Source organism: Shinella sp. WSJ-2 (assembly GCF_003432075.1).
In the GTDB taxonomy this organism is placed as follows: domain Bacteria; phylum Pseudomonadota; class Alphaproteobacteria; order Rhizobiales; family Rhizobiaceae; genus Shinella.
Map to the genome: position 1 here is coordinate 25,867 of NZ_QWBU01000015.1, position 22,562 is coordinate 48,428.

The 22,562-nt window shown below is 57.8% G+C and carries 22 protein-coding genes and 5 pseudogenes; 18 read left to right on the plus strand and 9 right to left on the minus strand.

Annotation, left to right across the window (positions count from 1 at the left end; all coding sequences use genetic code 11):
• The first annotated feature begins 67 nt into the window (after nt 1–67).
• The 4 genes from D0Y60_RS21875 to D0Y60_RS21890 all read left to right on the plus strand — a co-directional run bounded on the left by D0Y60_RS21875 (nt 68) and on the right by D0Y60_RS21890 (nt 4,635).
• Nucleotides 68–685, plus strand: a complete 618-nt coding sequence (locus tag D0Y60_RS21875) for a flavodoxin family protein (protein WP_117372110.1) — start codon at nt 68–70, stop codon at nt 683–685.
• 159 nt (nt 686–844) lie between these two features.
• Nucleotides 845–1,360, plus strand: coding sequence for a 2Fe-2S iron-sulfur cluster-binding protein (locus D0Y60_RS21880; protein ID WP_117372073.1), 516 nt, complete (start codon nt 845–847; stop codon nt 1,358–1,360).
• Complete coding sequence (locus D0Y60_RS21885; protein ID WP_117372074.1) at nt 1,357–2,373, plus strand: xanthine dehydrogenase family protein subunit M; 1,017 nt, start codon at nt 1,357–1,359, stop codon at nt 2,371–2,373. The genes D0Y60_RS21880 and D0Y60_RS21885 overlap by 4 nt, the downstream gene beginning before the upstream one ends.
• A 9-nt stretch (nt 2,374–2,382) precedes the next feature.
• Complete coding sequence (locus tag D0Y60_RS21890; protein WP_117372075.1) at nt 2,383–4,635, plus strand: xanthine dehydrogenase family protein molybdopterin-binding subunit; 2,253 nt, start codon at nt 2,383–2,385, stop codon at nt 4,633–4,635.
• A 417-nt stretch (nt 4,636–5,052) separates the two neighbouring features.
• Here the strand turns inward: D0Y60_RS21890 and D0Y60_RS21895 are convergent, their stop codons facing one another.
• On the minus strand, nt 5,053–6,783 hold the full coding sequence (locus D0Y60_RS21895) for a DEAD/DEAH box helicase (protein WP_117372076.1): 1,731 nt from the start codon (nt 6,781–6,783) through the stop codon (nt 5,053–5,055).
• Between the two features lie 76 nt (nt 6,784–6,859).
• Between D0Y60_RS21895 and D0Y60_RS21900 the strand changes: the two are divergent.
• Nucleotides 6,860–8,210 (plus strand): annotated as a pseudogene (locus D0Y60_RS21900) (IS3 family transposase).
• Nucleotides 8,211–8,871: 661 nt separating this feature from the next.
• On the opposite strand, the gene D0Y60_RS21905 reads toward D0Y60_RS21900, so the two are convergent.
• Nucleotides 8,872–9,120 carry a type II toxin-antitoxin system VapB family antitoxin gene (locus tag D0Y60_RS21905; RefSeq protein WP_117372077.1) on the minus strand — a complete coding sequence of 83 codons (249 nt, stop codon included), beginning with the start codon at nt 9,118–9,120 and terminating at the stop codon, nt 8,872–8,874.
• A 597-nt stretch (nt 9,121–9,717) separates the two neighbouring features.
• Between D0Y60_RS21905 and D0Y60_RS21915 the strand changes: the two genes are divergently transcribed.
• The 6 genes from D0Y60_RS21915 to D0Y60_RS21935 all read left to right on the plus strand — a co-directional run bounded on the left by D0Y60_RS21915 (nt 9,718) and on the right by D0Y60_RS21935 (nt 14,625).
• Nucleotides 9,718–10,242, plus strand: a complete 525-nt coding sequence (locus D0Y60_RS21915) for a 2'-5' RNA ligase family protein (protein WP_245409267.1) — start codon at nt 9,718–9,720, stop codon at nt 10,240–10,242.
• Between the two features lie 121 nt (nt 10,243–10,363).
• Nucleotides 10,364–11,473: a PAS domain-containing protein gene (locus D0Y60_RS21920; RefSeq protein ID WP_117372079.1), complete on the plus strand. Its 1,110-nt coding sequence runs from the start codon at nt 10,364–10,366 to the stop codon at nt 11,471–11,473.
• 11 nt (nt 11,474–11,484) lie between these two features.
• Nucleotides 11,485–11,910, plus strand: a complete 426-nt coding sequence (locus D0Y60_RS21925; protein WP_117372080.1) for a response regulator — start codon at nt 11,485–11,487, stop codon at nt 11,908–11,910.
• A 33-nt stretch (nt 11,911–11,943) separates the two neighbouring features.
• Nucleotides 11,944–13,026, plus strand: coding sequence for a GAF domain-containing protein (locus D0Y60_RS25140; RefSeq protein WP_245409268.1), 1,083 nt, complete (start codon nt 11,944–11,946; stop codon nt 13,024–13,026).
• An 82-nt stretch (nt 13,027–13,108) separates the two neighbouring features.
• A complete protein-coding gene (locus D0Y60_RS25145) occupies nt 13,109–14,245 on the plus strand; it encodes an HWE histidine kinase domain-containing protein (protein ID WP_245409269.1) in 1,137 nt (378 codons plus the stop codon).
• On the plus strand, nt 14,245–14,625 hold the full coding sequence (locus tag D0Y60_RS21935; RefSeq protein ID WP_117372081.1) for a response regulator: 381 nt from the start codon (nt 14,245–14,247) through the stop codon (nt 14,623–14,625). Before D0Y60_RS25145 ends, D0Y60_RS21935 begins: the two co-directional genes overlap by 1 nt.
• Before the next feature lie 3 nt (nt 14,626–14,628).
• On the opposite strand, the pseudogene D0Y60_RS21940 reads toward D0Y60_RS21935, so the two are convergent.
• Nucleotides 14,629–14,925, minus strand: a pseudogene (locus tag D0Y60_RS21940) (hypothetical protein); the annotation flags it as partial.
• A 107-nt stretch (nt 14,926–15,032) separates the two neighbouring features.
• Here D0Y60_RS21940 and D0Y60_RS21945 point away from each other — a divergent pair.
• The gene (locus tag D0Y60_RS21945) at nt 15,033–15,356 is read left to right on the plus strand and encodes a hypothetical protein (RefSeq protein ID WP_117372082.1); all 324 of its coding nucleotides are present in this window, start codon (nt 15,033–15,035) and stop codon (nt 15,354–15,356) included.
• A 1,175-nt stretch (nt 15,357–16,531) separates the two neighbouring features.
• On the opposite strand, the pseudogene D0Y60_RS21955 reads toward D0Y60_RS21945, so the two are convergent.
• From D0Y60_RS21955 to D0Y60_RS21970, 4 genes and pseudogenes are all read right to left on the minus strand, one after another.
• Nucleotides 16,532–16,740, minus strand: a pseudogene (locus tag D0Y60_RS21955) (DUF2945 domain-containing protein).
• Between the two features lie 42 nt (nt 16,741–16,782).
• Nucleotides 16,783–17,085: a hypothetical protein gene (locus D0Y60_RS21960; RefSeq protein ID WP_117372084.1), complete on the minus strand. Its 303-nt coding sequence runs from the start codon at nt 17,083–17,085 to the stop codon at nt 16,783–16,785.
• Nucleotides 17,086–17,152: 67 nt separating this feature from the next.
• Complete coding sequence (locus D0Y60_RS21965; protein ID WP_117372085.1) at nt 17,153–17,632, minus strand: pyridoxamine 5'-phosphate oxidase family protein; 480 nt, start codon at nt 17,630–17,632, stop codon at nt 17,153–17,155.
• 276 nt (nt 17,633–17,908) lie between these two features.
• On the minus strand, nt 17,909–18,118 hold the full coding sequence (locus D0Y60_RS21970; RefSeq protein WP_117372086.1) for a hypothetical protein: 210 nt from the start codon (nt 18,116–18,118) through the stop codon (nt 17,909–17,911).
• Between the two features lie 81 nt (nt 18,119–18,199).
• Here D0Y60_RS21970 and D0Y60_RS21975 point away from each other — a divergent pair, with 81 nt between their 5' ends.
• The 4 genes from D0Y60_RS21975 to D0Y60_RS21990 all read left to right on the plus strand — a co-directional run bounded on the left by D0Y60_RS21975 (nt 18,200) and on the right by D0Y60_RS21990 (nt 20,469).
• Nucleotides 18,200–18,712: an Rrf2 family transcriptional regulator gene (locus D0Y60_RS21975; protein WP_117372087.1), complete on the plus strand. Its 513-nt coding sequence runs from the start codon at nt 18,200–18,202 to the stop codon at nt 18,710–18,712.
• Nucleotides 18,713–18,723: 11 nt separating this feature from the next.
• On the plus strand, nt 18,724–19,476 hold the full coding sequence (locus D0Y60_RS21980) for an NAD(P)H-binding protein (protein WP_117372088.1): 753 nt from the start codon (nt 18,724–18,726) through the stop codon (nt 19,474–19,476).
• A gap of 15 nt (nt 19,477–19,491) precedes the next feature.
• Nucleotides 19,492–19,929 carry a cupin domain-containing protein gene (locus tag D0Y60_RS21985; RefSeq protein ID WP_117372089.1) on the plus strand — a complete coding sequence of 146 codons (438 nt, stop codon included), beginning with the start codon at nt 19,492–19,494 and terminating at the stop codon, nt 19,927–19,929.
• A 93-nt stretch (nt 19,930–20,022) separates the two neighbouring features.
• Entirely contained in the window at nt 20,023–20,469 is a 447-nt protein-coding gene (locus tag D0Y60_RS21990) for a carboxymuconolactone decarboxylase family protein (protein WP_117372090.1), read from the plus strand.
• A 64-nt stretch (nt 20,470–20,533) separates the two neighbouring features.
• Here D0Y60_RS21990 and D0Y60_RS25150 read toward each other — a convergent pair.
• Nucleotides 20,534–20,811 (minus strand): annotated as a pseudogene (locus D0Y60_RS25150) (oxidoreductase); the annotation flags it as partial.
• Between the two features lie 127 nt (nt 20,812–20,938).
• Here D0Y60_RS25150 and D0Y60_RS22000 point away from each other — a divergent pair.
• A complete protein-coding gene (locus D0Y60_RS22000; RefSeq protein ID WP_117372091.1) occupies nt 20,939–21,199 on the plus strand; it encodes a LysR family transcriptional regulator in 261 nt (86 codons plus the stop codon).
• A gap of 309 nt (nt 21,200–21,508) precedes the next feature.
• Complete coding sequence (locus tag D0Y60_RS22005; RefSeq protein WP_117372092.1) at nt 21,509–21,982, plus strand: GNAT family N-acetyltransferase; 474 nt, start codon at nt 21,509–21,511, stop codon at nt 21,980–21,982.
• A gap of 60 nt (nt 21,983–22,042) precedes the next feature.
• Here the strand turns inward: D0Y60_RS22005 and D0Y60_RS25155 are convergent.
• Nucleotides 22,043–22,489, minus strand: a pseudogene (locus tag D0Y60_RS25155) (transposase domain-containing protein); the annotation flags it as partial.
• Nucleotides 22,490–22,562 lie beyond the last annotated feature (73 nt).

Genomic DNA, 22,562 nt, shown 5'->3' on the forward strand with positions numbered 1-22,562 from the left:
CGGAGTCATTGCGGGAACAACCGGGAAGTGAGGCGGTTGGTATCCATACCCAAATCGTGAGATGGTCATGTCCCTGACTGCCCTGGCACTAAATTGCACGCTCAAGACGACGCACGCCGAAGACCCATCATCGACAGATCGCATGTTGAAGTTGCTCGCTGCCGCGATGGAACCGTTGGGCGTAGCGACGCAGTTCATGCAGCTTGCCGATTACGACATCAAGCCCGGTGTGACCTCTGACGAAGGCGAAGGCGACGCATGGCCCGATATCCGCCGGAGGATCCTCGACGCCGATATCCTGATTATGGGCACACCGATCTGGATGGGCCAGCCCTCCAGCGTCTGCAAACGGGCGCTGGAGCGTATGGACGCCTTTCTGGAGGAAAAGGACGAAGAAGGCCGGATGGTTTCGTATGGTCGGGTCGCCGCCGTTGCCGTCGTCGGCAACGAGGACGGCGCTCATCACGTCTCAGCCGAACTCTTTCAGGCGCTGAACGATGTCGGTTTCACCATTCCCGCCAACGCCGTGACCTATTGGGTCGGGGAAGCGATGGGTTCGGTCAATTTCGTCGATCTGACGGAAATCCCCGAGGTCGTGCGGTCCACGCTCGATCTCGTCGCCCGCAACACGGCGCATGCTGCCCGCCTCTTCAAGGCGCAGCCTTATTCTGGTGAAGAAGACTGACCACAGCGAAAAAGCCAAAGACGAACGACGCAAGGAAGAAAAGAACAGCTTCATCCTCGACTACCGACTGCTTCGGCAAGTCCACCTCACCAATCGTTCAGCGGAACAAAGCCTATCGCCCCCCGTTAGCGACCCATCCTCGTGATGAAAGGCAGCACCATGGACACCGCGCTTGAAGACCGTTTTCCGACCTGTCCCCTCTCCCTCACGATCAATGGCAAGCCCTACACGCTCGACGTCCATCCCTGGACGACGCTGCTCGACCTTCTGCGCAGCGATCTTGAGCTGACAGGCACCAAGAAGGGATGCGACCATGGCCAGTGCGGCGCATGCACGGTCCTCATCGAGGGACAGCGGATGAACGCCTGCCTCAAGCTCGCCGTCACGTTGGAGGGAGCTGCGATCACCACCGTGGAAGGTCTTGGCACGCCTGAGGAAATGCATCCCGTGCAGAAGGCGTTCGTCGAGCATGATGCCTTTCAGTGTGGCTACTGCACTCCGGGGCAGATCTGTTCCACCATCGGGCTGCTGAACGAAGGGCATGCTTCCACGCGTGAAGACATTCGCGAATTGATGAGCGGCAATCTCTGTCGTTGTGGCGCCTATACCAACATAGCCGACGCCATCGAGGAGGTGCTCGCAGATAGAGCCTCCTATCGGGAGGCTGCGGAATGAAACGCTTTACCTACACACGCGCCGAGACCGTTGCAGATGCCGTCGCAATTCTCGCTGACCGCCCGCAAGCCCAATTTCTGGCTGGCGGCACCAATCTCGTCGATCTCATGAAATACGACGTGGAGCGCCCGGACGCGATTATCGACATTAATTCTCTTCCCTTGAAGGAAATCGAGGAACTGCCTGATGGCGGCCTTCGCATCGGCGCGCTGGCGAGCAATTCCGCCGTCGCCTATAATGCCCAGATTCAGGCACGGTTCCCCTTGCTTGCAAGCGCCATCCTCGCTGGTGCCTCGCCGCAATTGCGCAACGCCGCGACGACGGGCGGCAACCTCCTGCAGCGAACCCGCTGTTCCTATTTCTACGACCCCTCCACCCCCTGTAACAAGCGCGAACCGGGCAGCGGCTGCGCAGCCATTGGCGGCCTCACCCGCATGCACGCCATCCTCGGCGCCAGCGACAAATGCATCGCCGTTCACCCCTCGGACATGTGCGTTGCGCTCGCGGCCCTGGACGCGACCGTGGAGGTGGTGGGGCCCGACAGCGCAAGGGACATTGCCTTTGGGGATTTCCACCGCTTGCCTGGGGACGAACCCCAGCGGGACAATACCCTTGCGCGCGATGAGCTCGTTACCGGTATCCGTCTGGAAGCCAATCGTTTCGCCGGCCACCACACCTATCTGAAGCTGCGAGATCGTCTGTCTTATGCCTTTGCTCTGGTGTCCGTGGCCGCCGCGATGGAAATCGCCGACGGTCGCATCGTCGACCTTCGTATCGCGCTTGGTGGTGTAGCACACAGGCCATGGCGCGATCCCCTCGTCGAAGCGGAATATGCCGGTGCGCCGGCGGAGGATGTAACATTCCAGCGCGTGGCCGACCGCCTGCTCTTTGAGGCGAAAGGGCTTGGCGGAAACGACTTCAAGATTCTCCTCGCCCGCAAAGCGATCGTGCGCGCATTGCGCCAGGCAGCTAGCGGCAGGCCCCAAAGTCAAACGCTCAAGGCAATCCAGTAGGAGGCAAGCATGCTCGACCGTTCTAAAATCGTCGGCTCGCCGGTATCGCGCATCGACGGGCCCCTCAAAGTGACGGGGGCGGCCAAATACGCAGCAGAACATTTCGAGCCCGGAATGCTGTTCGGCCATGTGGCGCTCGCCACCATTGCAGCTGGCCGCATCCTGGCAATCGACACGCGCGCGGCGGAACGCTTGCAGGGCGTTGTCAAGATCTACACCCATGAGAACCGACCGAAAGCGGCCTATCGCGATAGCAAGTGGAAGGATGCCGTGGCGCTGCCCGGCCACCCGTTCCGTCCTCTGGAGAATGACCGCGTGCTGTTCGATGGCCAGCCGGTCGCTTTCGTGGTCGCAGAAACGCCGGAAGCCGCACGCGACGCCGCCGGCTTGATCCATGTGCATTATGCCGCCGAAACCCCGAACACCCATATCGTGGCGGAACAGCACAACAGTTACGAGCCGCCGGTCGCGCGCATGAAGCAGTTTCTGCCCCCGCCGCCGCGCGGCGACGCCGAGGCCGCTTTCGCCGCGGCACCGCACAAGGTTTCTGCCGATTATGTGCTGCCAGGTGAACATCACAATCCGATGGAGCTGTTTGCAGCTACCGTGCGCTTTGAAGATGAAGGCAGGCTCACCATTCAAGACAAGACGCAAGGCTCGCAGAACAGCCGCGACTACGTCTGCGGCGTGTTCGGCCTCGACCCCGACAAGGTGATCGTGAAAAACGACTTTGTCGGCGGCGCCTTTGGCCAGGCACTGCGGCCGAAACACCACCTCTTCCTCGCCGTCATGGCAAGCCTCGATCTCAGCCGTTCGATGAAGGTCGAGATGACGCGGCGGGAAATGTTCTATCTCTCCTGGCGGCCGTCCTGCGTGCAGACCGTCTCGCTGGCGGCGGATGACGAAGGCTACCTTCAGGCCGTCCTGCACCACGCGGTGCATACCACCTCCCGCCACGAGGATTACCAGGAGAATGTCGCGAACTGGTCCGGCCTCGCCTACAAATGCGATAATGTGAAAATCTCCTACGAACTCGTAAAGCTCGACCTCGCAACGCCCGGCGATATGCGCGCGCCCGGCGCAGCGAGCGGCGTGGCAGCGCTCGAAACCGCGATGGATGAACTCGCCTGCGAGGTCGGCATCGATCCGCTGGAACTGAGAGTTCGAAACTTCGTCCATCGTGACCAGAACCAGGACAAAGCCATCACGTCCAAGGCGCTGCATGCCTGCTACCGGGAGGGCGCGGAGCGTTTCGGCTGGGTGGCGCGTTCGCCTACACCGCGCTCCATGCGCGATGGCAACGACCTCGTCGGTTGGGGCATGGCAGGCGGAATCTGGGAAGCCATGATGTCGAAAGGCGAAGCAAAGGTCCGCTTGTCGGCCGATGGGCACGTCACGGTCAGCGCGGCGGCCTCGGACATCGGAACCGGAACATATACGATCCTCGGCCAGCTTGCGGCCGAGGTCTTCGACTGTCCGATCGATGCGGTGACGGTTGACATCGGCAGGTCCAACCTTCCAAAGACCGGGGTCGAAGGCGGCTCCTGGACGGCCGCGACCACCGGCTCGGCCGTCCAGGCGGCGGCGAAAGCCGTCGTGAAGACGCTTCTGGGTCATGCCCAGTCGATGGAGAATTCGCCGCTCGCCGAGGCGAGCGAAGAGCAGGTCGAAATTTCTGAAGGACGTCTTGTTCTTGAAGCCAATCACCAGGTCGGCACGGCGATTGCCGACATCATGGCCGCGGCGGGCCTCGACGCAGTCGAGGAGCAGGCCAAGGTGGGGCCGGATATCTTGTCGATGAGGCGCTATGCCGCCTACAGCCATTCAGCGGTCTTCGTTGAGGTCAAGATCGATGAAGAGCTGGGCGTCGTGCGTGTAACGCGCGTTGTGAGCGCAGTCGCGGCCGGTCGAATCCTTAACGCCAAGACCGCTCGTAGCCAGATCCTGGGCGGCGTTGTAATGGGGATCGGCATGGCTCTGCATGAAGAAGGCCTGATCGATCATCGCACCGGCCGCATTATGAATCACAATCTTGCGGAATATCATGTACCTGCCCATGCCGATATTCACGACATCGATGTGATATTCGTTGAGGAGCAAGATCAAAGGGCAAGCCCGATTGGTGTGAAGGGACTTGGCGAAATCGGCATCGTCGGCGTCGCCGCCGCTGTTTCAAATGCGATCTTCCATGCGACTGGCAAGCGCATCCGAAACTTGCCGATCACGATCGATAAGATCCTCGAAAGCGAAGCCGTCCAATGATCAATGACGCCGCTTCGCGACTATTTGTAGCTGGAGTGTATTGATTTTGATGCCCCCAAACTGCGCGCGATCGCCCACGGGGCCGATACCCTCCAATGCCGCTGGATACCCGGTCCGGGGCTCGTGGATGGCGCTATTAAGCTCGTCATTTGAAGGAGCCACGATGAGCGTGGTCTACGCCTGTTCTCGCCCCAGACTGGCACATCGCGTAGGATCACAACGGCCAACTCAGACCTCTCCACGAAAGCCGTCATGGTCGTGAGCAACATCCCCGTTATGTCAAAGGTCGCCGGGAACCGTCGGCTGCCCCCTGCGTCCCCTAGCGTGTGTCGCAATAACCGTGCGGTATTTGTATCTGACCTAATTTCATGTTTGCGACATTCCGACGCTCAGCCAAATGGATCGCGCATGTAGGGTTTAGCTTCGGGCTGGTATAAGTCTGCGCAAAATATTCTCGAGGAATGTTAGCCGCTGAAGCCCGTTTCCCGTTGGGAGCGTGAATATGAGCCGTTCGTTACGGTATTCACCCTGGTAGACCGTCATTATTGCTTCAATTTGCTTGCGGCTGGGCGTCGCTTCGAAAGTTAAAGCTAGGCCGCGTGGTCCAGCGTCAATCTTGCAAATGCCAATTTGGCTGGCAGCAACGCGAAGCCTGGCCAGCCGGATCAAGATGGACACTTCATCAGGCAGTTCACCAAAACGATCTTCAAACTCTTCTTCGAACTCGTCCAAGGCTTTTTGATCACGAGCGCGCAGCAGCCGGGCATAGAGGTTCAGTCTGACCGTGCTGTCCCCGACGTAACCGGATGGTATGATTTGGGTGACGCCGAGGTTGATCGGGACATCCTGCTGTTCGCGAGAGAAACCCTCGGTGCGTGCCAGCACCGCGCGCTCCAACAGCTTCTGGTAAAGACTAATGCCAAGCAGTTTGATGTGACCGGCCTGATCGTCGCCAACAATGTCACCAGCGCCGCGCTTATCGAGGTCCTGCATGCTAAGAGCAAAGCCTGCGCCCAAACGATCGTAGGTCTCCATCGCCGACAGTCTGGCGCGTGTTTCTTGCGCGATGCCGTCTTCGGCCAGAAGCATGGCTGAACCCTGTCTTCGGCTGCGTCCCACTCTGCCACGCAATTGATGCAACTGCGCAATGCCAAAACGATCGGCCCGCCAGGTGAAGATGGTGTTGGCACGCGGTACGTCGAGGCCGCTCTCGATGATATTGGTGGACAACAGAATGTCGCCGTCGCCATCGCCGAACCCGACCATGACCGCGTCCATCTCAGACGCTTTCATTTTAGCGTGTGCGACGCGGACCGAAAGTTCGGGAACGATATCTCTTAGAATTTTGTGAACACCGTCGATATCTTCAATTTGCGGCACTACGACGAAGCTCTGTCCGCCACGGCGAAACTCGCGCAACAATGCAACACGCATCGAAACGCCATCGAATGGTCCCAGCGTCGTTCTAACTGGACGGCGCTTTGACGGCGAAGTCGCGAGAATACTAACGTCCTGGATGCCGATCATCGCCGATTGCAATGTCCGCGGGATCGGGGTTGCCGACATGGTCAATACATGCAGCGCGGGGGAGCGCGACCGCATCGCCTCCTTGTCGCGCGCTCCAAACTTGTGTTCTTCATCAATTATCAAAAGGCCAAGCCGAGCGAAACGCACACTCTTGGCAAGAACGGCCTGGGTGGCGATGACAATCCCAACGTCGCCCGAGGCCAAGCCGGTTTTCACCTGTTCTGCCGTCTTTCGCTCGACCACCCTCGACAGCATCTCGACATTGACGTTCGTGTTGGCAAATCGACGCTGGAATATGAGATAATGCTGCCGCGCCAGAACTGTCTTCGGCGCTATAACCAACACCTGCGCGCCACATAAGGCGACTGCGGCCGCAGCCCTCAAAGCGACTTCGGTTTTCCCAAAACCAACGTCGCCGCAGACGAGGCGGTTCATCGGCCTTCCAGAGCTCAGGTCCTGCAAGACCGCTTGAATAGCGGACGTTTGATGCGCTGTTTCCGAATAGGGGAAACGGCGTACAAAGTCTGCATAAGCCTTTTGAGGCGGCGCAAAAATTTCCGCGGCGATTTCGCGACGACGCTTGGCAAGCCTTTGCAGATGGCGCGCGGTGTCCCGGGTCAGCGCCCTTGAGACAGAACTGGTTTAGTTGAGAAGAGAGGATTTTCGGCTCATCGTAGCTCAATCAAAGGAAGCGAAGATGAGACAGAAATCCGGGCCGCAGTCGTCAGCGTCTGAGAAGACGATCAAGGACATCCGCCGCGCCACGCGCAAGCACCATTCGGCGGAGGATAAAATCCGCATCGTGCTGGAAGGCCTTCGCGGTGAAGACGGCATCGCCACGATTTGCCGCCGCGAGGGGATTGCTGAGAGCCTATATTATAGCTGGTCGAAGGAATTCCTCGAAGCAGGCAAGAAGCGGCTTGCCGGTGACACCGCCCGATCAGCGACCACTGACGAAGTGAAGGCGCTGCGCCTGAAAGCCGCGACCTGAAAGAGGCGTTGGCCGACCTCACCCTGGAAAACCGCCTGCTCAAAAAAAGCATGATCGGGCATGGGGGCGACGACGAATGAGATACCCCGCCACCGAAAAGCTTGAGATCATCCGGCTCGTCGAGCAATCGCATCTGTCGACCAGGCAAACCCTCGACAAGCTCGGCATTCCAAGACCGACGTTCTATAGGTGGTATGACCGGTTCCTGACCTGCGGCGTGGAAGGCCTGGAGGATCGAACGTCCGCGCCGTCACGGGTGTGGAACCGCATTCCAGATGGCGTCAAGGATCGCATCATCACCATGGCGCTGGACCATGCTGACCTGTCGCCGCGCGAGCTGGCGGTGAAGTTCACCGACACGGAAAGCTATTTCGTCTCAGAGGCTTCGGTTTATCGCCTGCTCAAGGCCCACGACCTGATCACCTCGCCAGCCTATATCGTCATCAAAGCCAATGACGAGTTCAAGGACAAGACCACCCGACCGAACGAGATGTGGCAGACTGACTTCACCTACCTGAAAGTCATCGGCTGGGGATGGTTCTATCTGTCGACCATCCTCGACGACTTCTCGCGCTACATTGTCGCCTGGAAGCTGTGCACCAGTATGAAGGTAGAGGACGTCACCGACACGCTCAACCTGGCGCTGGCGGCTTCAGGCTGCGACAAGGTCAAGGTCGAACACCGGCCGCGCCTGCTATCCGACAACGGCCCGTCTTACGTCGCTTCCGATCTCGGTGAATGGCTGGAGAAATACAAGATCGAGCAGGTCCATGGTGCTCCGGGCCATCCCCAGACGCAAGGGAAAATCGAACGCTGGCATCAGACCCTGAAGAACCGCATCCTCCTGGAAAACTACTTCTTCCAGGAAGACCTCGAGGCGCAGATCGCGGCTTTCGTCGAGCACTACAATCATCGCCGATACCACGAGAGCCTCGACAATCTCACACCGGCCGACGTCTACTTCGGGCGCGGCCACACCATCCTGCTCGAACGTGAAAGGATCAAACGAGAGACCATCAGACTGCGCCGCTTGAACCACCAGAGAAAAGCAGCTTAGATCAATCCGAAAACCGAGCCGAAAACTCCATTCTTCCAGAGCCCGAAAAGTCTCAAATCATTCGACGACGGACACGCTGCCCCAGATCGAGTTGGATTGCGGGACGGTTTTTCGACGCGCACCCTTGTACTCAACGACAAAGTTCTTTTGTTGCTTTTTCAAATGTTCGAGGCTCCAAGTGCGCTCAATTGGTCTTTCTCTCATAAATTGTCGTGTATAAAAACGCAAAGTCAAATCCAGCACAAGACAGGGCCGGTCGAGACGTGACGGGCGTGACGAAGACCAGGCCCCGGGAAACGGCCAAGCGCGGCAGCCGCGCGTAAACAATTCAGAAGTGGGGATCACTCAGCGGTTACCGCGTTCGTCAGTTGAATGCGGCGTGCCTGATTCTGATTGAGGCGCGACTATTGAGGACACCCGGCAATGGGAGCAGCGCCGCCCTGATACAGGGCGCTGTTTTCACAGCAGAAAAGCTCGTCCGAGACAGGCGCATATTGCGTGCTAAGTGGAAGGTGGGCGACTACTGATTCTGATGCCGGACATTCTCGGGCGACTGAAAATTATCCACTATTTGTCGACACGCGAGAGTGGATCAGTCGGGTGAAAGAAATGGCTTCCGGCTAGCCGAAGAGAATTGCCACCATCGCGGATGTGTCGACAATCATTTCGGCAAACCGTCCTCGTCATAGAGCAACTCGGCGTGATGGGCATAAGGTCGTTTTAGATGAGCTGCAGCCCTGTCGGCGATCGCCAGAAGTTCTTCCACAGAAGCCCTTCCCCTCTGTTTCTGAATTTGCTCATACCGCTCACGCAGAGCGTCGGTCACGACGCGGCTCATACTCTGTCCGGTCGCATGGGCGATGGCCTGAGCGAGAAGGTCCGCTTCGGGGTCCTTGACATTGAGCCTCATGGAACGGCTCTCCGTTCTACCTGGTTAGACAATATTCTACCATTCTACTTTATTGGGACACGTCGTCCAAGTGAACGTGCGCATGAAAACAGCGTCTTCACTCTGGCTCCGTTTGGACTGGCTTCGATAGGTTGCACAAGCTTTCTTTAACGCCAAAACGACGGGGCCAATCCGATCTGCCAACAGACAACCTATCGAAGCGAGCATCATCGTAGTCATGCCGGCGGCGCTTTGGAGCGTGATGACCTCGCCAACCAGTACCCCACCGACGCCGACTGCGATGGCTGGCGAAACGAAGGCGAACCCCCGGCTCGTGCCGGGCCGATGTCGCGCAAGAGCTGCATATATATGCTGTAGCCGATCAGTGACGCGAAGATGACAAGGAAAAGCCAACCGGCGATAGCTTCCCAGGTCCAGATGGTCGACAGAGCTGCTGCACCCACCGGCTCCAAGACAAGGGTCCAACCCCATCAAGTCAGCTCCTATCAAGGGCGAATTCATCACTTGACAGCATCATGTTATCGAGAGTCCGTCCGCATCCTCTTTGACCGCCGCCGAAATAGCGTGGTCGTGCTCGGCTTGAAACAGGAGTATCGATTGAAGACGCGCTATCCGCTCATTCTCACTGCCCGGATCGAGGAACGGGATCTTGAGCCATTCGACCGACTAAGACAGACGCATTTCCCGCCAAACCGAAACTTCCTCCGTGCCCACCTGACGATGTTTCATCGGCTCCCCGGAGAATATCAGGCGCTGATTGTCGAGCGACTTTACCAAAGGGTCGAGAAAATGAAACCTTTCACAGCCGAGGTCAGTGCTGTCAGGCACTTGGGTGCCGGCGTCGCCTTCGTAATCGCCAGCCCAGAGCTCGATGGCGTTCGTGCGGCGTTGAAAAGCGAGTTTGTATCCTGGCTCGGTCCTCAGGATAGACAAACTTGGCACCCGCACATCACCATCCAAAATAAAGTCACTCGAGCAAAGGCAGATGCACTTCATCGCGAACTATATGTGAACTTTAGCCCTTGTCACATCAACATCGTTGGCCTCGATCTCTGGGCCTATCTTAACGGTCCCTGGCAACATGCTGCCTTCACGCCCTTTGGCCCGACATTCAAAGAGTAGGTAGGCCGTAAACCGAAGGAGAGTTGTATTAGAACAAGAAAATCGCGCGCTAATATACCTAGTTTCGTGGAACAAAACCGCTCCTAGCGCATTCAAAAGCGTTACCATCCCAGGACCCAGCATGACCGACAACGCCCATAACCGGCAGGACGCCAGAGACGCCGGGGAGCGTCTTGTTGCAGGCCACGCTTCTGAAGACCCGTTTGCAGCTGCTTTCAAAGCAACCCGCATGCCTATGCTGATCACCGATCCGCGTCAGCAAGACAACCCAATAATTTTTTGCAATTCGGCGTTCTGTAAACTGACAGGCTACTCGAACGACGAGCTGATCGGCACCAATTGTCGCCTTCTTCAAGGTCCTGATACCGACCCCAGCGCTGTCTCGAGGCTTCGGCAAGCAATTAACGCGGAGGAAGACCTTGCGATCGACATCCTCAATTACCGAAAGGACGGATCCAAGTTCTGGAATGCGCTCTTTGTTAGCCCGGTCCGCGACGCATCGGGCGAAGTTATCTATTTTTTCGCTTCACAACTAGACTTCACGGACATCAAAAGCAAGGAAGCCGAACTCGCCCGTGCCCGTCACCTGGCCGAAGAGGAAGTGGCGCTGCGTACGGCTGATTTGACTGACGCGCTTCGCGCCAAGACCACGCTGGTTCACGAGGTCGACCACAGGGTCAAAAATAATCTGCTTACAATCGCTTCGATCGTCAAGCTTCAGGCCCGCATGACCGAAAATAGTGTCGTCGAACGGACGCTGATGTCGGTCCTCAATCGGGTCGAGGCACTCAGTACTGTTCAACGCAAACTTCTGAACGACGAAGAGGTCGGGCATTTTGATGTTGCCGACTTCGCAAATACTTTGATGCTCGACAAGATTGGTGCACTGAAGCGCTCGGACATACGGATGACGACGGATCTCCGCGAGGTAGTCGTCCCGGCGACTAAAGCATCACCATTGGCCCTCATCATTAACGAACTGGTCGGTGACGCGATACGCAGAGGTCTGAGTGATGGGGGTGGAGAAATCCACCTCGAGATCAGACGGCTCAACGGTCATTTTTTGATCCGGGTCGTGGATACGGTCTCGCCGGTCGATGTCGATCAAGAGGAAGCGGCGTTCAGCGAAACCATGCTTGAGGCATGCCTTAAGCAGCTACGCGCTAAAATGGATCGAGTCGTGACCGGCCATCGGACAGATGTTAGCGTCACGTTGTCCGTTAAGGACTGAGAGGGTTTGCCTTGAATATCTTAATTGTCGAGGACGAAGTCCTGCTTGCCATGGAGTTGGAGAGCGAAGTGGAGGACGCAGGCCATATCGTTGTCGGAACTGCTGTTGACAGCCGGCAAGCTATCGAGCTCATCGATACCACCGCGCCTCAGTTCGCTTTTCTCGATATCCAGTTGCTGGACGGACCGACGGGCATTGATGTCGGCCGCTATCTTTCGGCCAAAGCGATACCATTCGTGTTCGTTTCGGGTAACCTCAAACGGATTCCGGAAGATTTCGCTGGAGCGCTCGGGGCAATCGAAAAGCCCTACACGATGAACGGGCTGCAAAACGCCATGAAGTTTCTTGAAAGCGTCGTCGATGGTCGTGCTACGTCGTTGGTTCCGCCTCCAAGTCTTGTTCTCTCCCCTGCCGTCCTTGCCACCCTTACGGCATGATCAACTCCGCATTTGCGCGGCAAAGGATCCACAGTGAGTTCACCGTCGGAGCACATTGGCGCCGTTCGAAATTCAGGCCTGCTCGATGCTCCGGTCCAGTCAGAATTTCAGGACATTATCGAAGTGGTCAAAGCCGGGCTGAACTGTCCGGTGGCGCTTGTGTCTATCCTGGATGAAGACCGCCAGGTTTTCATTGCTCACCTCGGTCTACCGGATAAATGGGCAGAGGCCGCAGAGACCCCTCTCACCCACTCGTTCTGTCAACACGTCGTGCGCGACAAAAAACCGTTGGTCATCGGTGACGCCACTATCCACGATTTGGTCAGAGACAATCTTGCTATCACGGATTTGGGCGTGATCTCCTATATGGGCGTACCGGTGACGATGCCGGACGGCATGGTGATCGGGGCACTGGCGGCGATTGACGGCGAACCGAGAACCTGGAGCGAGAACGAACTCGAGCTGCTTAGCCGTATCGGCAAGGTGGCATCCAACCAGATCGCCACATTTGTGGCCGAGCGCCGATGGAGTTCGCTGTTCGAACAACTGGAAGAAGGCATCATCGTCGGCTCGGTCGTCCGTGATGTCGATGGTAGCATCGTCGACTGGCGATATGACACCGTTAACCCGGCATTTGGCGAACTGGTCGGTTATCCCGCGGACAACGTGCCGGGCCGCACAATTCGAGAAATTTTCCCAAGCTTTGAAGAAGAATGGGTTTCCGATGTCGCCGAGGTCGTCGAAAGCGGCCAAAATAAGCGATTTGTCCGGAAGGTCGGCACGCTCGACCGCTGGTTCGACGGCTATATACAATCGACCGGTGACGACAAATTTGTCATCATCTTTGTCGAGGTAACGGACCGCATGCAGGCAGTCGAGGCGCTCCGGGATAGCGAGACCAAGCTAAGGTTGATCGTTGAAGGTGCAAAAGATTATATCATCCTGACGATCGATGATAACGAGCTGGTTTGGCGGTGCGCAGGAAACTTTCGGATGGCCGGAAGCCGAAATGCTAGGGCGGCGGTTCGAGGAGATTTTCACACCAGAAGATCGAGCAGCCGGTGTTCCGGGCGAGGAAGTGCGAAAAGCCGCAACCAATGGCGTGCGCATGGATAGGCGTTGGCATCAGGTTGCTGACGGATCAAGGGGGTTCCTCGACGGGACAATTCGACCAGTTCCCAGCCACGGTGCTTCGGCGATGTCAGGTTTCATAAAGGTGGCGCGAAACGCGACATCACAGAAGCTCTCGGAAGACCGGCAACTGGCATTCCTGGAGCTCGGTGACAAAATTCGCGATCTAAACAATGTGGCGGATGTCGCATTCGCTGCCGCAGAGATCATGGCCCGCAACCTCTCAGGTGCAACGAGAGCAGGTTACGGCTTGGTCGATCCTGTCGCAGAAACGGTTCAAATGCTGCCCGACTGGTGTGCGCCAGGCGTTCTTACAGTCGCAGGCCTGCACCAGTTCCGAGACTATGGATCCTTTATCGAAGATCTCAAGCGCGGCGAAATGGTGATCATTCCAGACGTGGCGGCAGACCAGCGCACTTCTGCCTCAGCCGACCTGCTCCATTCGATCGGTATCTCGGTTCTGGTCAATGTACCGATCATTGAGCACGGTGCTTTCGTCGGAGTAATGTTTGTTCATTACGACAAACCTCACGACTTCACGATGGAAGAGCGCGATTTCGTGCGCACCATCGCAGACCGTACGCGAGAGGCGACATCCAGGATCCGCGCCGAACAGGAACAACAGGTCCTCAACCACGAGATCAGTCATCGCCTAAAGAACACATTGGCCATGGTTCAGGCGATTGCGACGCAGACCTTGCGGCCCATCACCGACCGAGGTCCCGTGGAGGCGTTCACGAGCCGGCTACATGCTCTCTCCAAGGCGCACGAGGTTCTGCTCGGCCAGGATTGGTCGTCGGCGCGCATGGTTGCAGTGATCCATTCCGTGCTTCGTCAGCTTTCCATGCCGGAACGCTACTCGATTGCTGGTCCGGACCTTGAACTTGGACCACGTTCGGCGCTTTCCCTCGCACTTCTGATGCACGAACTTGGCACCAACGCCTTGAAATATGGAGCTTGGTCAAGCGAAGCCGGTACCGTGGCCGTCGCTTGGACGACGGAAGGAATTGGCGGAGACAGTACGCTTGTCCTTCAATGGAAAGAGCATCACGGCCCCCCGGTCATCACACCGTCCGGAAAGGGGTTTGGATCAAAACTCATACGTCTCGGATTGATGGGAACAGGCGGTGTCGAAGTCGATTATCACCCGGATGGGCTGAAAGTTACGATGCGCGGATTGGTTTCACAGTTGAGGCAATCGTGATGTCGGTAGGCGAAGTCAGCAAGGAGGTTGCAATCATCCTGGTGGTGGAAGATGAGCCGCTTTTGCGGCTTGCTGCAATCGATCTCATCGAAGCCGCGGGTTATGAAGCCGTTGCAGCTGCCGACGCGACCGAGGCAGTGGCGATTCTTGAGGCGCGCAACGACATTCGTGTCGTTTTCACCGATGTCGATATGCCGCGCGGCGTTGACGGGATGCGCCTTGCGGTCATCATTCGCGACAGGTGGCCACCCATCAAGGTGATCGTCGTTTCCGGTTATCTTGACGACCCTGGTGATCAGATACCTGCTGAAACAGTTTTTTTCGCAAAACCCTACCGTGAAGAGCAGATTGTCGGAACGATCAAGCAGATGCTGCGGTAGTTGGACGAACAAATATAGTTTACCGTCAGCGGTCTGAACCTTGGCGATATCGATATCGACGAGCCCTATGGGGTAGCGCTTGAACTTCGACCGCTTCGGCTTGTCACCCTCCACATCAGGCAGGCGTGATATGCCATGCCGTTGCGGGCACCCGTGCAGTTCAGATCGCGTCAGGTGGGGGATCGAGGGCTGTAGGGCGTAAAGGTAATCGTCTAACGGCAGAAGCGCATGACGCCGGATTGCCACGACCATCGCATCTTCGGCTTCGGTCAGGACGGTGGTCCGCGGTGCCGACGGCCCCGTACTCGACCGTCTCCCGCTTGGAGTCCATCATCGCGCGCGGAACCATAGGTCGCTCTGCGTGTTCTGTCTGCCACGCGGACTATCCCGCTCAAGAGGAGAAGAACATGTTTGCCAAACTCACCACAGTCGCTGCTGTTGCCACTCTTGTAAGCTTTTCGGCTTTCGCTCAGACCAGCGGCGATACGGCGTCCGAGACGACGAATGCAGCCGACCAGGCTCAGATGATGCAGATGGACGAAGCCACCGGTAACGTCTTCTACAGCGACATGAAGGCTCGCACCCTGCGCCCGGAATCCGAGTGGGCGAAGAACTGGGCCGGCCTGACGGATGAGCAGCGCGCCAAGATCAAGTCGGACTGCTCGACGAACGGTGCCACGGCACGTAGCGAGGGTGATACCCGCGTGTGCGAATGGGCTGGTAACAACTAAGCACCCTTCAAAGAAGCGCCATAGGAAAGGTCCCGATTCAGGGGTCTTTTTTGCGTCAATCCACCGCCTGGTAAGGTGGCGGCCGCCCACACCGATAATCTTGATTTACCGGGGGCAGCCGCCGGAAACGGTATTGGCCCCTCACCACAAAGGCCATACCGTCCTCACCAATTAATTCGCTATATGCATAGTTCCGGGCACCCCATTTCCCCCTAAAATTTCGGGGTATTTATACGCCACTTCGGAACCGCAAAGCCCCTCATTCGTTTTTTCACATATTCGAAAAAACGGGAGGATGAGATGTTTCAGGCATCTCTCGCCGCGGGATTTGGCGCGCAGGAGTGGGGGCTGTATGCTTCTGTGAGGGCCGCAGTGGCTTATGATGATGTGTGCTCAAACTACACGATAAACATCACGTTGCAGCCGCAGGCAATCGTCATCGAAGGGCGCGTTCCGCCCGCAGTTGCCTGCCGCGCGCGCTCGATTATAAGAGAAGTTGCGGGCACAACAGCGGTCTCGGACCGCACTTTCTGGCTAGACTAAGCATTCGGTGCACCTTGTAAACCCTGCTACAGCTTCACGCTTAAACGCAATCTAATACTGCTGGAAACACGATCTGGAGGGCACATGCCAGCGCGACCGTAAATTATTTTTGTGGTAATCACCAAAAGCGTCGCGACCCTATTCGATGGTCAGATGATTAGCCTCGCGGGCAATTTTGGGAGCTGTGTTCAAGCTAAGAATGCGCCCATGGACGAGAGCGCCAAAACGGATGGCTTGGCGTACCATCGCCACCTATCGGTTAAGCAAAACGATCTCAAATACCGCTGCTGTCTCGAAGGTTCAAAATCGGCGGACCTACAACAGCGTCAGCCGGCTCCAAGCCGACCGCTGAATAGGACATTACTTCTCGTTGTGGCCTTTCGTTCGTCTGGCGCGGCAGATTTTCAAAAGGCTCTCAACAGTCAGAATACGGACCAACGAAAAAGGCGTGTAACCGCTCCAGCACCCGAGCCCTCGTCTGTCGGCGCGCAGAGGGGGATGGATCTTTGACGCTACAGGGGTAGTTCCTGACAACGTGAAAAGTACATCGACTTCGCCCTGCATTCTGACTGAGCCACGCGGCTCTTTGACAAGCACCCTAACGAATTGAACCGGAGGCAGGAACCAAGCTGTTACGCCTTATGAAGAGCGCCGGGCTTGTGAGCGGCCCGCTTGCCTGTCTTCGTACTCTCGACGATGTACTGGGGATCCGATTTGGAAGCCTTGACCTCATGGCCCTTGATCTTAGTCGCGGTGGTCTGCTTTTTGACGACTTACCCTCAGTCTTCCCCTGGGCTGTTTCCCATTCGACCTTGTCGCCGTTGCTGAGTTTTTTCGCCATACTGATATCTCCTAGGAGTTTGGGGCACGGCGCCGACGAGTGCTATTCGAGCTTGCTGGACGACCAGTCGCGGCCCTCGTCCCCGCCCCATAGTAGCCACGCGATGTAGCCGGCGGACGGATTGTCGTCATCACCGAAATTCTTCGCGCGCTTGTCGACGTTATGCCGCGCAAAGTAGCTCTTCATCCGTTTGACCGTGTCTACACTTAGTTCGCGCTGGTTTTGGAGATCGCGAGCCCGCGCCACGCCGATCTCCGTGCCGCCCCGCTTGAATTTTTCTCGCAGTTCCAACCCTTTTGCTGCCTGTTTGGCGACCGCTGCTGTTGGCTTGAAGGTATCGGTCATCGTCGGCCCTCGTGGTATGTATTAGGTTGCGAGAGAACAGGCGGGCATGGTTTGCCCGCCATCTCAGTTACATCTCAACCTTTGCGTTGTCGCCCAGATCAGGTCTCGTGTTGGTGACGGCTGCGGCGGCCATCTTGATGTAGCTGATCACGGTGCCAGGGCTGTCCCAATATTCGGCCGAGCGTGGCGTGACCTTCAAGATGCGGATCGACGGATCGTCGGCACTGTCCCACCACGCTTTTGCAGGCGTTGACCATAGGTCGCGGATCTTCTCACGATCGTTCTGCACCTCGGCGATCCCAGAAATGGACACATACTTTTGCTCCTTCGAGTCCGCAAACGCCAGGCAGACATTCGGGTGCGCCGCGACCTCGTCATCCTTATGGCTGTCGACGTCAGTGAGGAAATAGAAGGCATTCTCGATGCGCTCGCAATGGGCGGACATTGGCCTCGCCTTGAGGTCTGACCCCGATTGCGTGGTCAGCATGCAGAACCCGATTTTTTCGGCGAGCTCCCAGACCTTTTCGTTTTCATCTTCGACATGCATGCGTGTTTCTCCTATGATGGCCGGAGAAAACGGTCGATAAAGCAGGAAGTTCCGTTAGCGTGGCCAACTGCACGTGCGGTTGGCGCCGTCTGTTGGAAGACCTTTTCCAGGAATGAAAACCACTTTGGGCGGTCACCCATCGATACCGTGAAACGAGCCGCTCATCGTGGTACTCGGCCTGACAGAACTTCGTCAGCGTGTTGCGCTGCTTAACGGTGGGCTTTGACGCAAAACTCATCGCCAAGCCACGAGGCCCAGCATCGATCCTGCAGACACCTATGCCGCAGGCAACGCGAAGTCGGCAACGCGGATCCATGTGGATACCTCATCGGGCAGCTCACCGAAACGGTCGTCGAACCCGTGTTCCAGTTTCAGGGCATACTGATCACCCGCGCAAAGCAATCGAATGTACAGGTTCAGCCGCACCGTCGCCAGCACTGCGTGTTCAGAGAGTTTAACATAACGACTGACGCCAAACAGTTTCATGTGCTCCGCCGGACGCCGTGGTGAGGGATTGACATCAAACCAAATCATAGATATTTTATATCTACGATTAGGAGATCGGTTATGAAACTGAGCGAAGGCGTAGAGCAGGCCATCCATTGCACGGCATTCCTAGCGGGGCTGTCGGAAGACGGCGTCCTGTCGGCGGCCGCGCTCGCCGAACTGCACGGCGTTTCGACGAGTTATCTTCTGAAGCACCTGCAGGCGCTGTCTGGCGCGGGCATTGTTGCGACGACGCCGGGGCCGAAGGGCGGCTATCGACTGGCCAAGGCACCCAAGGACATCAGCCTCCTCGACATCGTCCTCGCGGTCGAAGGACCGGCGCCCGCTTTTCGCTGCGCGGAAATCCGCCAGCGGGGGCCGAACCCGCTGCCACAGCGCTACTTTACGAAACCCTGCCAGATCAACGCCGCGATGCTGAGGGCCGAGAAGGCATATCGCGCAGAACTCGCCAAGGTTTCCGTCGCGGACCTTCTGGCGGATCTTGGCGCAGACGACGACGGTGGTATCGCCGCCCGCGGATGCGCCTTCCTCGAACTCCACGAACGCAAGACGGGCAATCGCGCGTCGTTTTAGGAGGAAGCACCATGAGCGAGATGAAGAAGGTCGCCGTCATCGGCGGCACGGGCCTGATCGGCTCGAAGGCAGTGAAGCTGCTGCAGGAAGCCGGCCACGAAGCCGTGGCCGCCAGCTCCCGTAACGGGATCAATGCCTACACGGGCGAAGGACTGATAGAGGCGCTTGCGGGTGCCGACGCCGTTATCGACGTGTCCAATATGATGTCCTTCGACAGGCAAGCCCTGGTTGACTTCTTCAGCACGTCGAGCCGCAACCTGACGAGCGCCGGAAAAGCTGCGGGCGTGCGCCATCACGTCGTGCTCTCGATCGTCAATGCCGATCAGATCGAGGCCAACCCTTACATGGCAGGCAAGTTGGCGCAGGAAGACGCAGTCGCATTGTCGGGCCAGGCCTATACCATCGTCCGAGCAACGCAGTTCCACGAGTTTATCGAAACCCTCGTCGGCGCATATGCAGCCGACCGCGTGGTGAACGTGCCGGATATCGACTTCCAGCCGATTGCTGCCGACGACGTTGCCGCTGCCCTGGTGGAGGCCGCGGTGGGCGAGCCTAAGAACGCAACCGTCGATCTCGCCGGGCCGGAGCGGGCAACCTTAGAGTCATTCATCCGGGCGTATCTCGGCTCCAAGAGCGATGCTCGACCTGTGGCCGCCGACGCAGCAGTCGACTACTTCGGAGCTCCGGTCGTCGCAGGCTCTCTGGTTCCCGGCGGAGACTACATCAAAGGCCGCGTCACGGTCGCCGAATGGCTTAAAGCATAGAAGGAGCGCACGATCATGAAGACCATTGCATATGCGGCTGCGGCACTCGCGGCCACCCTTGCCACCTCGTCCGCTCACGATGTCGCTAAGCCAGGACTAGCCTACGATACGAAGGACGCTGAGGTGACGCTCGTCTACGAGCATCCCCTGCCCGACGTCCTTGGCAAGAGCGTCAAGGGCGTGCTCGTCGAATACGGGCCGGGCGGGTACAACTCCGCTCACACACCTGCGAAGTCCGCACTCATCTACGCCACGGTTCTCGAGGGAGCGATCCAGAGCGCCGTCAACGGCGACGAGACGAAGACCTTTACCGCTGGTCAGAACTTCACCGAGCTGCCAGGCGACCGCCGTGACGTCAGCGCCAATGCAAGCAAGACCGAGCCGGCGAAGCTGCTCGCCGTCTTCGTCGTCGATACCGACGACACCGTCCTGACGACGCCGCGCAAGCCATAGCGCTACCTACCAGATCCACCCCCCCACCACCGCACAAGCAACGACGGTTTCACCGGCGAACGGAGAACCGCGTCCACAAGAAAGGAAAACAATATGTCCCGCATGAACTGGTCCGAAGTCGCCCCGGACGGCGCAAAGGCGCTGTTTGGTGTCCACCACTACGTCACAGCCAAGACGAACCTGCCGGCCGAGCTGATCCACCTCGTCTTTCTGCGCGTGTCGCAGATCAACGGCTGCGCCCACTGTATCGACATGCATAGCCGTGATCTCCGCAAGACGATGTCCGTCGACAAGATCACGCTGGTGCCGGTGTGGGACGAGGTGCCGCACCTGTTCAGCGACCAGGAGCGGGCCGCCCTCGCCTGGGCCGAGGAAGTGACGAACGTTAGCCAGACCCACGCGTCTGACAAGGCTTATGCGGCCGCTGCGGCCGCCTTCGAACCCAAGGACCTCGTCGATCTGACGATCACGATCGCCGCGATGAACGCCTTCAATCGTCTCGGCGCGCCGTTCCGTCTTCCGGTTGCGGCAAAGGCCTGATCGCGTCGCAACGCTCCGAAGAAGCCGACCTGCCGGTCCGTTCGTGGTCCGGCAGTTACTTCAACTACAGCGGCGATGAGACCATCCGCGTCGCCATCTCCCACAGTCGGAAAGCGTTTTCTAGATCGACTGCGTATCTCGCGAGCCCCTTGAACGGTCCTAATCCGCGATCATCGACGACCGGCGCCTCCTGGTAGTCGTCGAAATATCTACCGGGATACCCTCCACCAGAGGCGAGCCCGCGAGCAGCACCGACGTGCCTGCCCCTTGCTCCATCGTCTTGCGCAGATGCTCGGCCGTCCGAAGGCCGCCGGTATGCTTCTGAAGTCACGTGGCAATTGCCCGAACGGGATCGGTGATGTCGTGATCTTACTCTTTCAGGCACTCGACCTGCCCGAACGATAAACGCATGGCATTCGTGAACCAGATGAATTAACGTTACACGCAATGATGCCGATAACTCGAACAGTTGGCTCACTCCTCCGGAGAGCTAGCTGCATTTCTTGCCGTCGCCGAGCACGGAGGGTTTCGCACTGCATCTCGAACGCGCGGCCAGACGCCGTCGGTACTAAGTCACGCAGTCGCCGGACTCGAGAGACGTCTCAAGGTAAAGCTCTTCCACCGTTCGGTTCGCAACGTATCGCTAATGGACCCCGGACGCAGATTGGCCGAGTGGCTCATGCCAGCTCTCATCGAAATTTGGCCGGCAGGCAAGGAGTTGCGCGAATAGACGACCACCCCCTCCGAACTCGCGCAGATCTGCGAGCGCCAGAGACGAAATGGCCAGCTTTATGGGCACGCTTGACGGAGGCTTTCACAACCGTTGTGATTTGCTCAGCGCCGCTGCGATTTCCTCACCTGCGGCCGCCTGCTGCTCGCTGCATTTGGCAAGATCATTGTGTTGATATGCCAGCGGTAGTATTCCGACACATCGATCTAGCGTTCTGGCTGCCATGGAAGCTGCCGCAGAAACATTGACGGTAACACTGCGCTGTACCCTGGCGTTGTAAGTGTGCACAAATACGCGATAGAGGATGGCATGAACAATATTTCTGTTAGGCCCCTTCTGCCGTCAGATGCCGATTCTACGGCCGACATTTTTCTTCGCGCAATTCGCGAGGTTGCTGCCAAAGATTACTCGCCGGGACAAATCAACGCGTGGGCACAGATTGACGACCGAGCGACATGGGCGAACCGAAGGGCCAGTCGCGCTGCCTGGATAGCCGAATTGGAGTACAAGGCGGTCGGATTCACCGATCTTGTCTTAGATGGATATATCGACATGATGTTTGTCCATCCTGAATATCAGGGACTGGGTGTTGCCAGCCTTTTGCTGGAGCAGGTTGAGCAGAAGGCACGAGAACTGGGACTCAACCGCATCCATACAAAAGCGAGCATAACTGCGCGACCATTTTTCGAGCGGCGAGGGTTTCGCGTCCTGAAGAGCCAGCAGGTCAAAAAACGCGGGGAGACGTTATCCAACTTTATAATGAACAAGGGTCTTGTCGCGTAGGTATTCAACGACCGCTTCGAGCTGACGGAAGACTCTAGCCGTTTGTCCGGCGCAAAAAGTCCACGGCATTAGCTCGGTGATCTGGCTCTGCCTGCGGCTGTTGACGATGGAGATCAACGCTGCGCTCAGATAGTCGAACGGATCGACAGCGTTGAGCTTGCAGGTCTCGATGAGCGAGGCGATGGTCGCCCAGTTCTCCACTTCCGCATCGTATCCAGCAAATAGAGCAGCATTGTCTCGACCCAACGCAATCGACCTGATGGTCCGCTTCACGGTATTGTTGTCGAGCTCGATCTGACTTTCGACAAAGAAGACACAGAGCCCATCCCAGTATTCGGCAATTCAAGTAAGCGCTTCGTCGAGCGGCGATTTGCCGGCGACGCGCGCGATGAAGCGTCAGCCAAGTCAGCGATAGGCCTGTTCGCTCCTACCCCCGGCGATGCGACGTTCTGCCGTGAGACTGCGCAACTTTACGTCTACCCGATAGAGTTCGCCAATCCGCCGCATGGCTCGCAAGCCGCCGAGGCAGTTGCAGATCAAGCTTTCTGGCTCGATGACCTCTTCGACACGACGATTACAC

Excerpts from the sequence above, each read along its gene's own strand:
- D0Y60_RS21875 (WP_117372110.1), top strand. The coding sequence starts at position 68 with ATGTCCCTGACTGCCCTGGCACTAAATTGCACGCTCAAGACGACGCAC.
- D0Y60_RS21880 (WP_117372073.1), top strand. The coding sequence starts at position 845 with ATGGACACCGCGCTTGAAGACCGTTTTCCGACCTGTCCCCTCTCCCTC.
- D0Y60_RS21885 (WP_117372074.1), top strand. The coding sequence starts at position 1,357 with ATGAAACGCTTTACCTACACACGCGCCGAGACCGTTGCAGATGCCGTC.
- D0Y60_RS21890 (WP_117372075.1), top strand. The coding sequence starts at position 2,383 with ATGCTCGACCGTTCTAAAATCGTCGGCTCGCCGGTATCGCGCATCGAC.
- D0Y60_RS21905 (WP_117372077.1), bottom strand. The coding sequence starts at position 9,120 with ATGAGGCTCAATGTCAAGGACCCCGAAGCGGACCTTCTCGCTCAGGCC.
- D0Y60_RS21920 (WP_117372079.1), top strand. The coding sequence starts at position 10,364 with ATGACCGACAACGCCCATAACCGGCAGGACGCCAGAGACGCCGGGGAG.
- D0Y60_RS25145 (WP_245409269.1), top strand. The coding sequence starts at position 13,109 with ATGTCAGGTTTCATAAAGGTGGCGCGAAACGCGACATCACAGAAGCTC.
- D0Y60_RS21935 (WP_117372081.1), top strand. The coding sequence starts at position 14,245 with ATGTCGGTAGGCGAAGTCAGCAAGGAGGTTGCAATCATCCTGGTGGTG.
- D0Y60_RS21945 (WP_117372082.1), top strand. The coding sequence starts at position 15,033 with ATGTTTGCCAAACTCACCACAGTCGCTGCTGTTGCCACTCTTGTAAGC.
- D0Y60_RS21960 (WP_117372084.1), bottom strand. The coding sequence starts at position 17,085 with ATGACCGATACCTTCAAGCCAACAGCAGCGGTCGCCAAACAGGCAGCA.
- D0Y60_RS21965 (WP_117372085.1), bottom strand. The coding sequence starts at position 17,632 with ATGCATGTCGAAGATGAAAACGAAAAGGTCTGGGAGCTCGCCGAAAAA.
- D0Y60_RS21970 (WP_117372086.1), bottom strand. The coding sequence starts at position 18,118 with ATGAAACTGTTTGGCGTCAGTCGTTATGTTAAACTCTCTGAACACGCA.
- D0Y60_RS21975 (WP_117372087.1), top strand. The coding sequence starts at position 18,200 with ATGAAACTGAGCGAAGGCGTAGAGCAGGCCATCCATTGCACGGCATTC.
- D0Y60_RS21980 (WP_117372088.1), top strand. The coding sequence starts at position 18,724 with ATGAGCGAGATGAAGAAGGTCGCCGTCATCGGCGGCACGGGCCTGATC.
- D0Y60_RS21985 (WP_117372089.1), top strand. The coding sequence starts at position 19,492 with ATGAAGACCATTGCATATGCGGCTGCGGCACTCGCGGCCACCCTTGCC.
- D0Y60_RS21990 (WP_117372090.1), top strand. The coding sequence starts at position 20,023 with ATGTCCCGCATGAACTGGTCCGAAGTCGCCCCGGACGGCGCAAAGGCG.
- D0Y60_RS22005 (WP_117372092.1), top strand. The coding sequence starts at position 21,509 with ATGAACAATATTTCTGTTAGGCCCCTTCTGCCGTCAGATGCCGATTCT.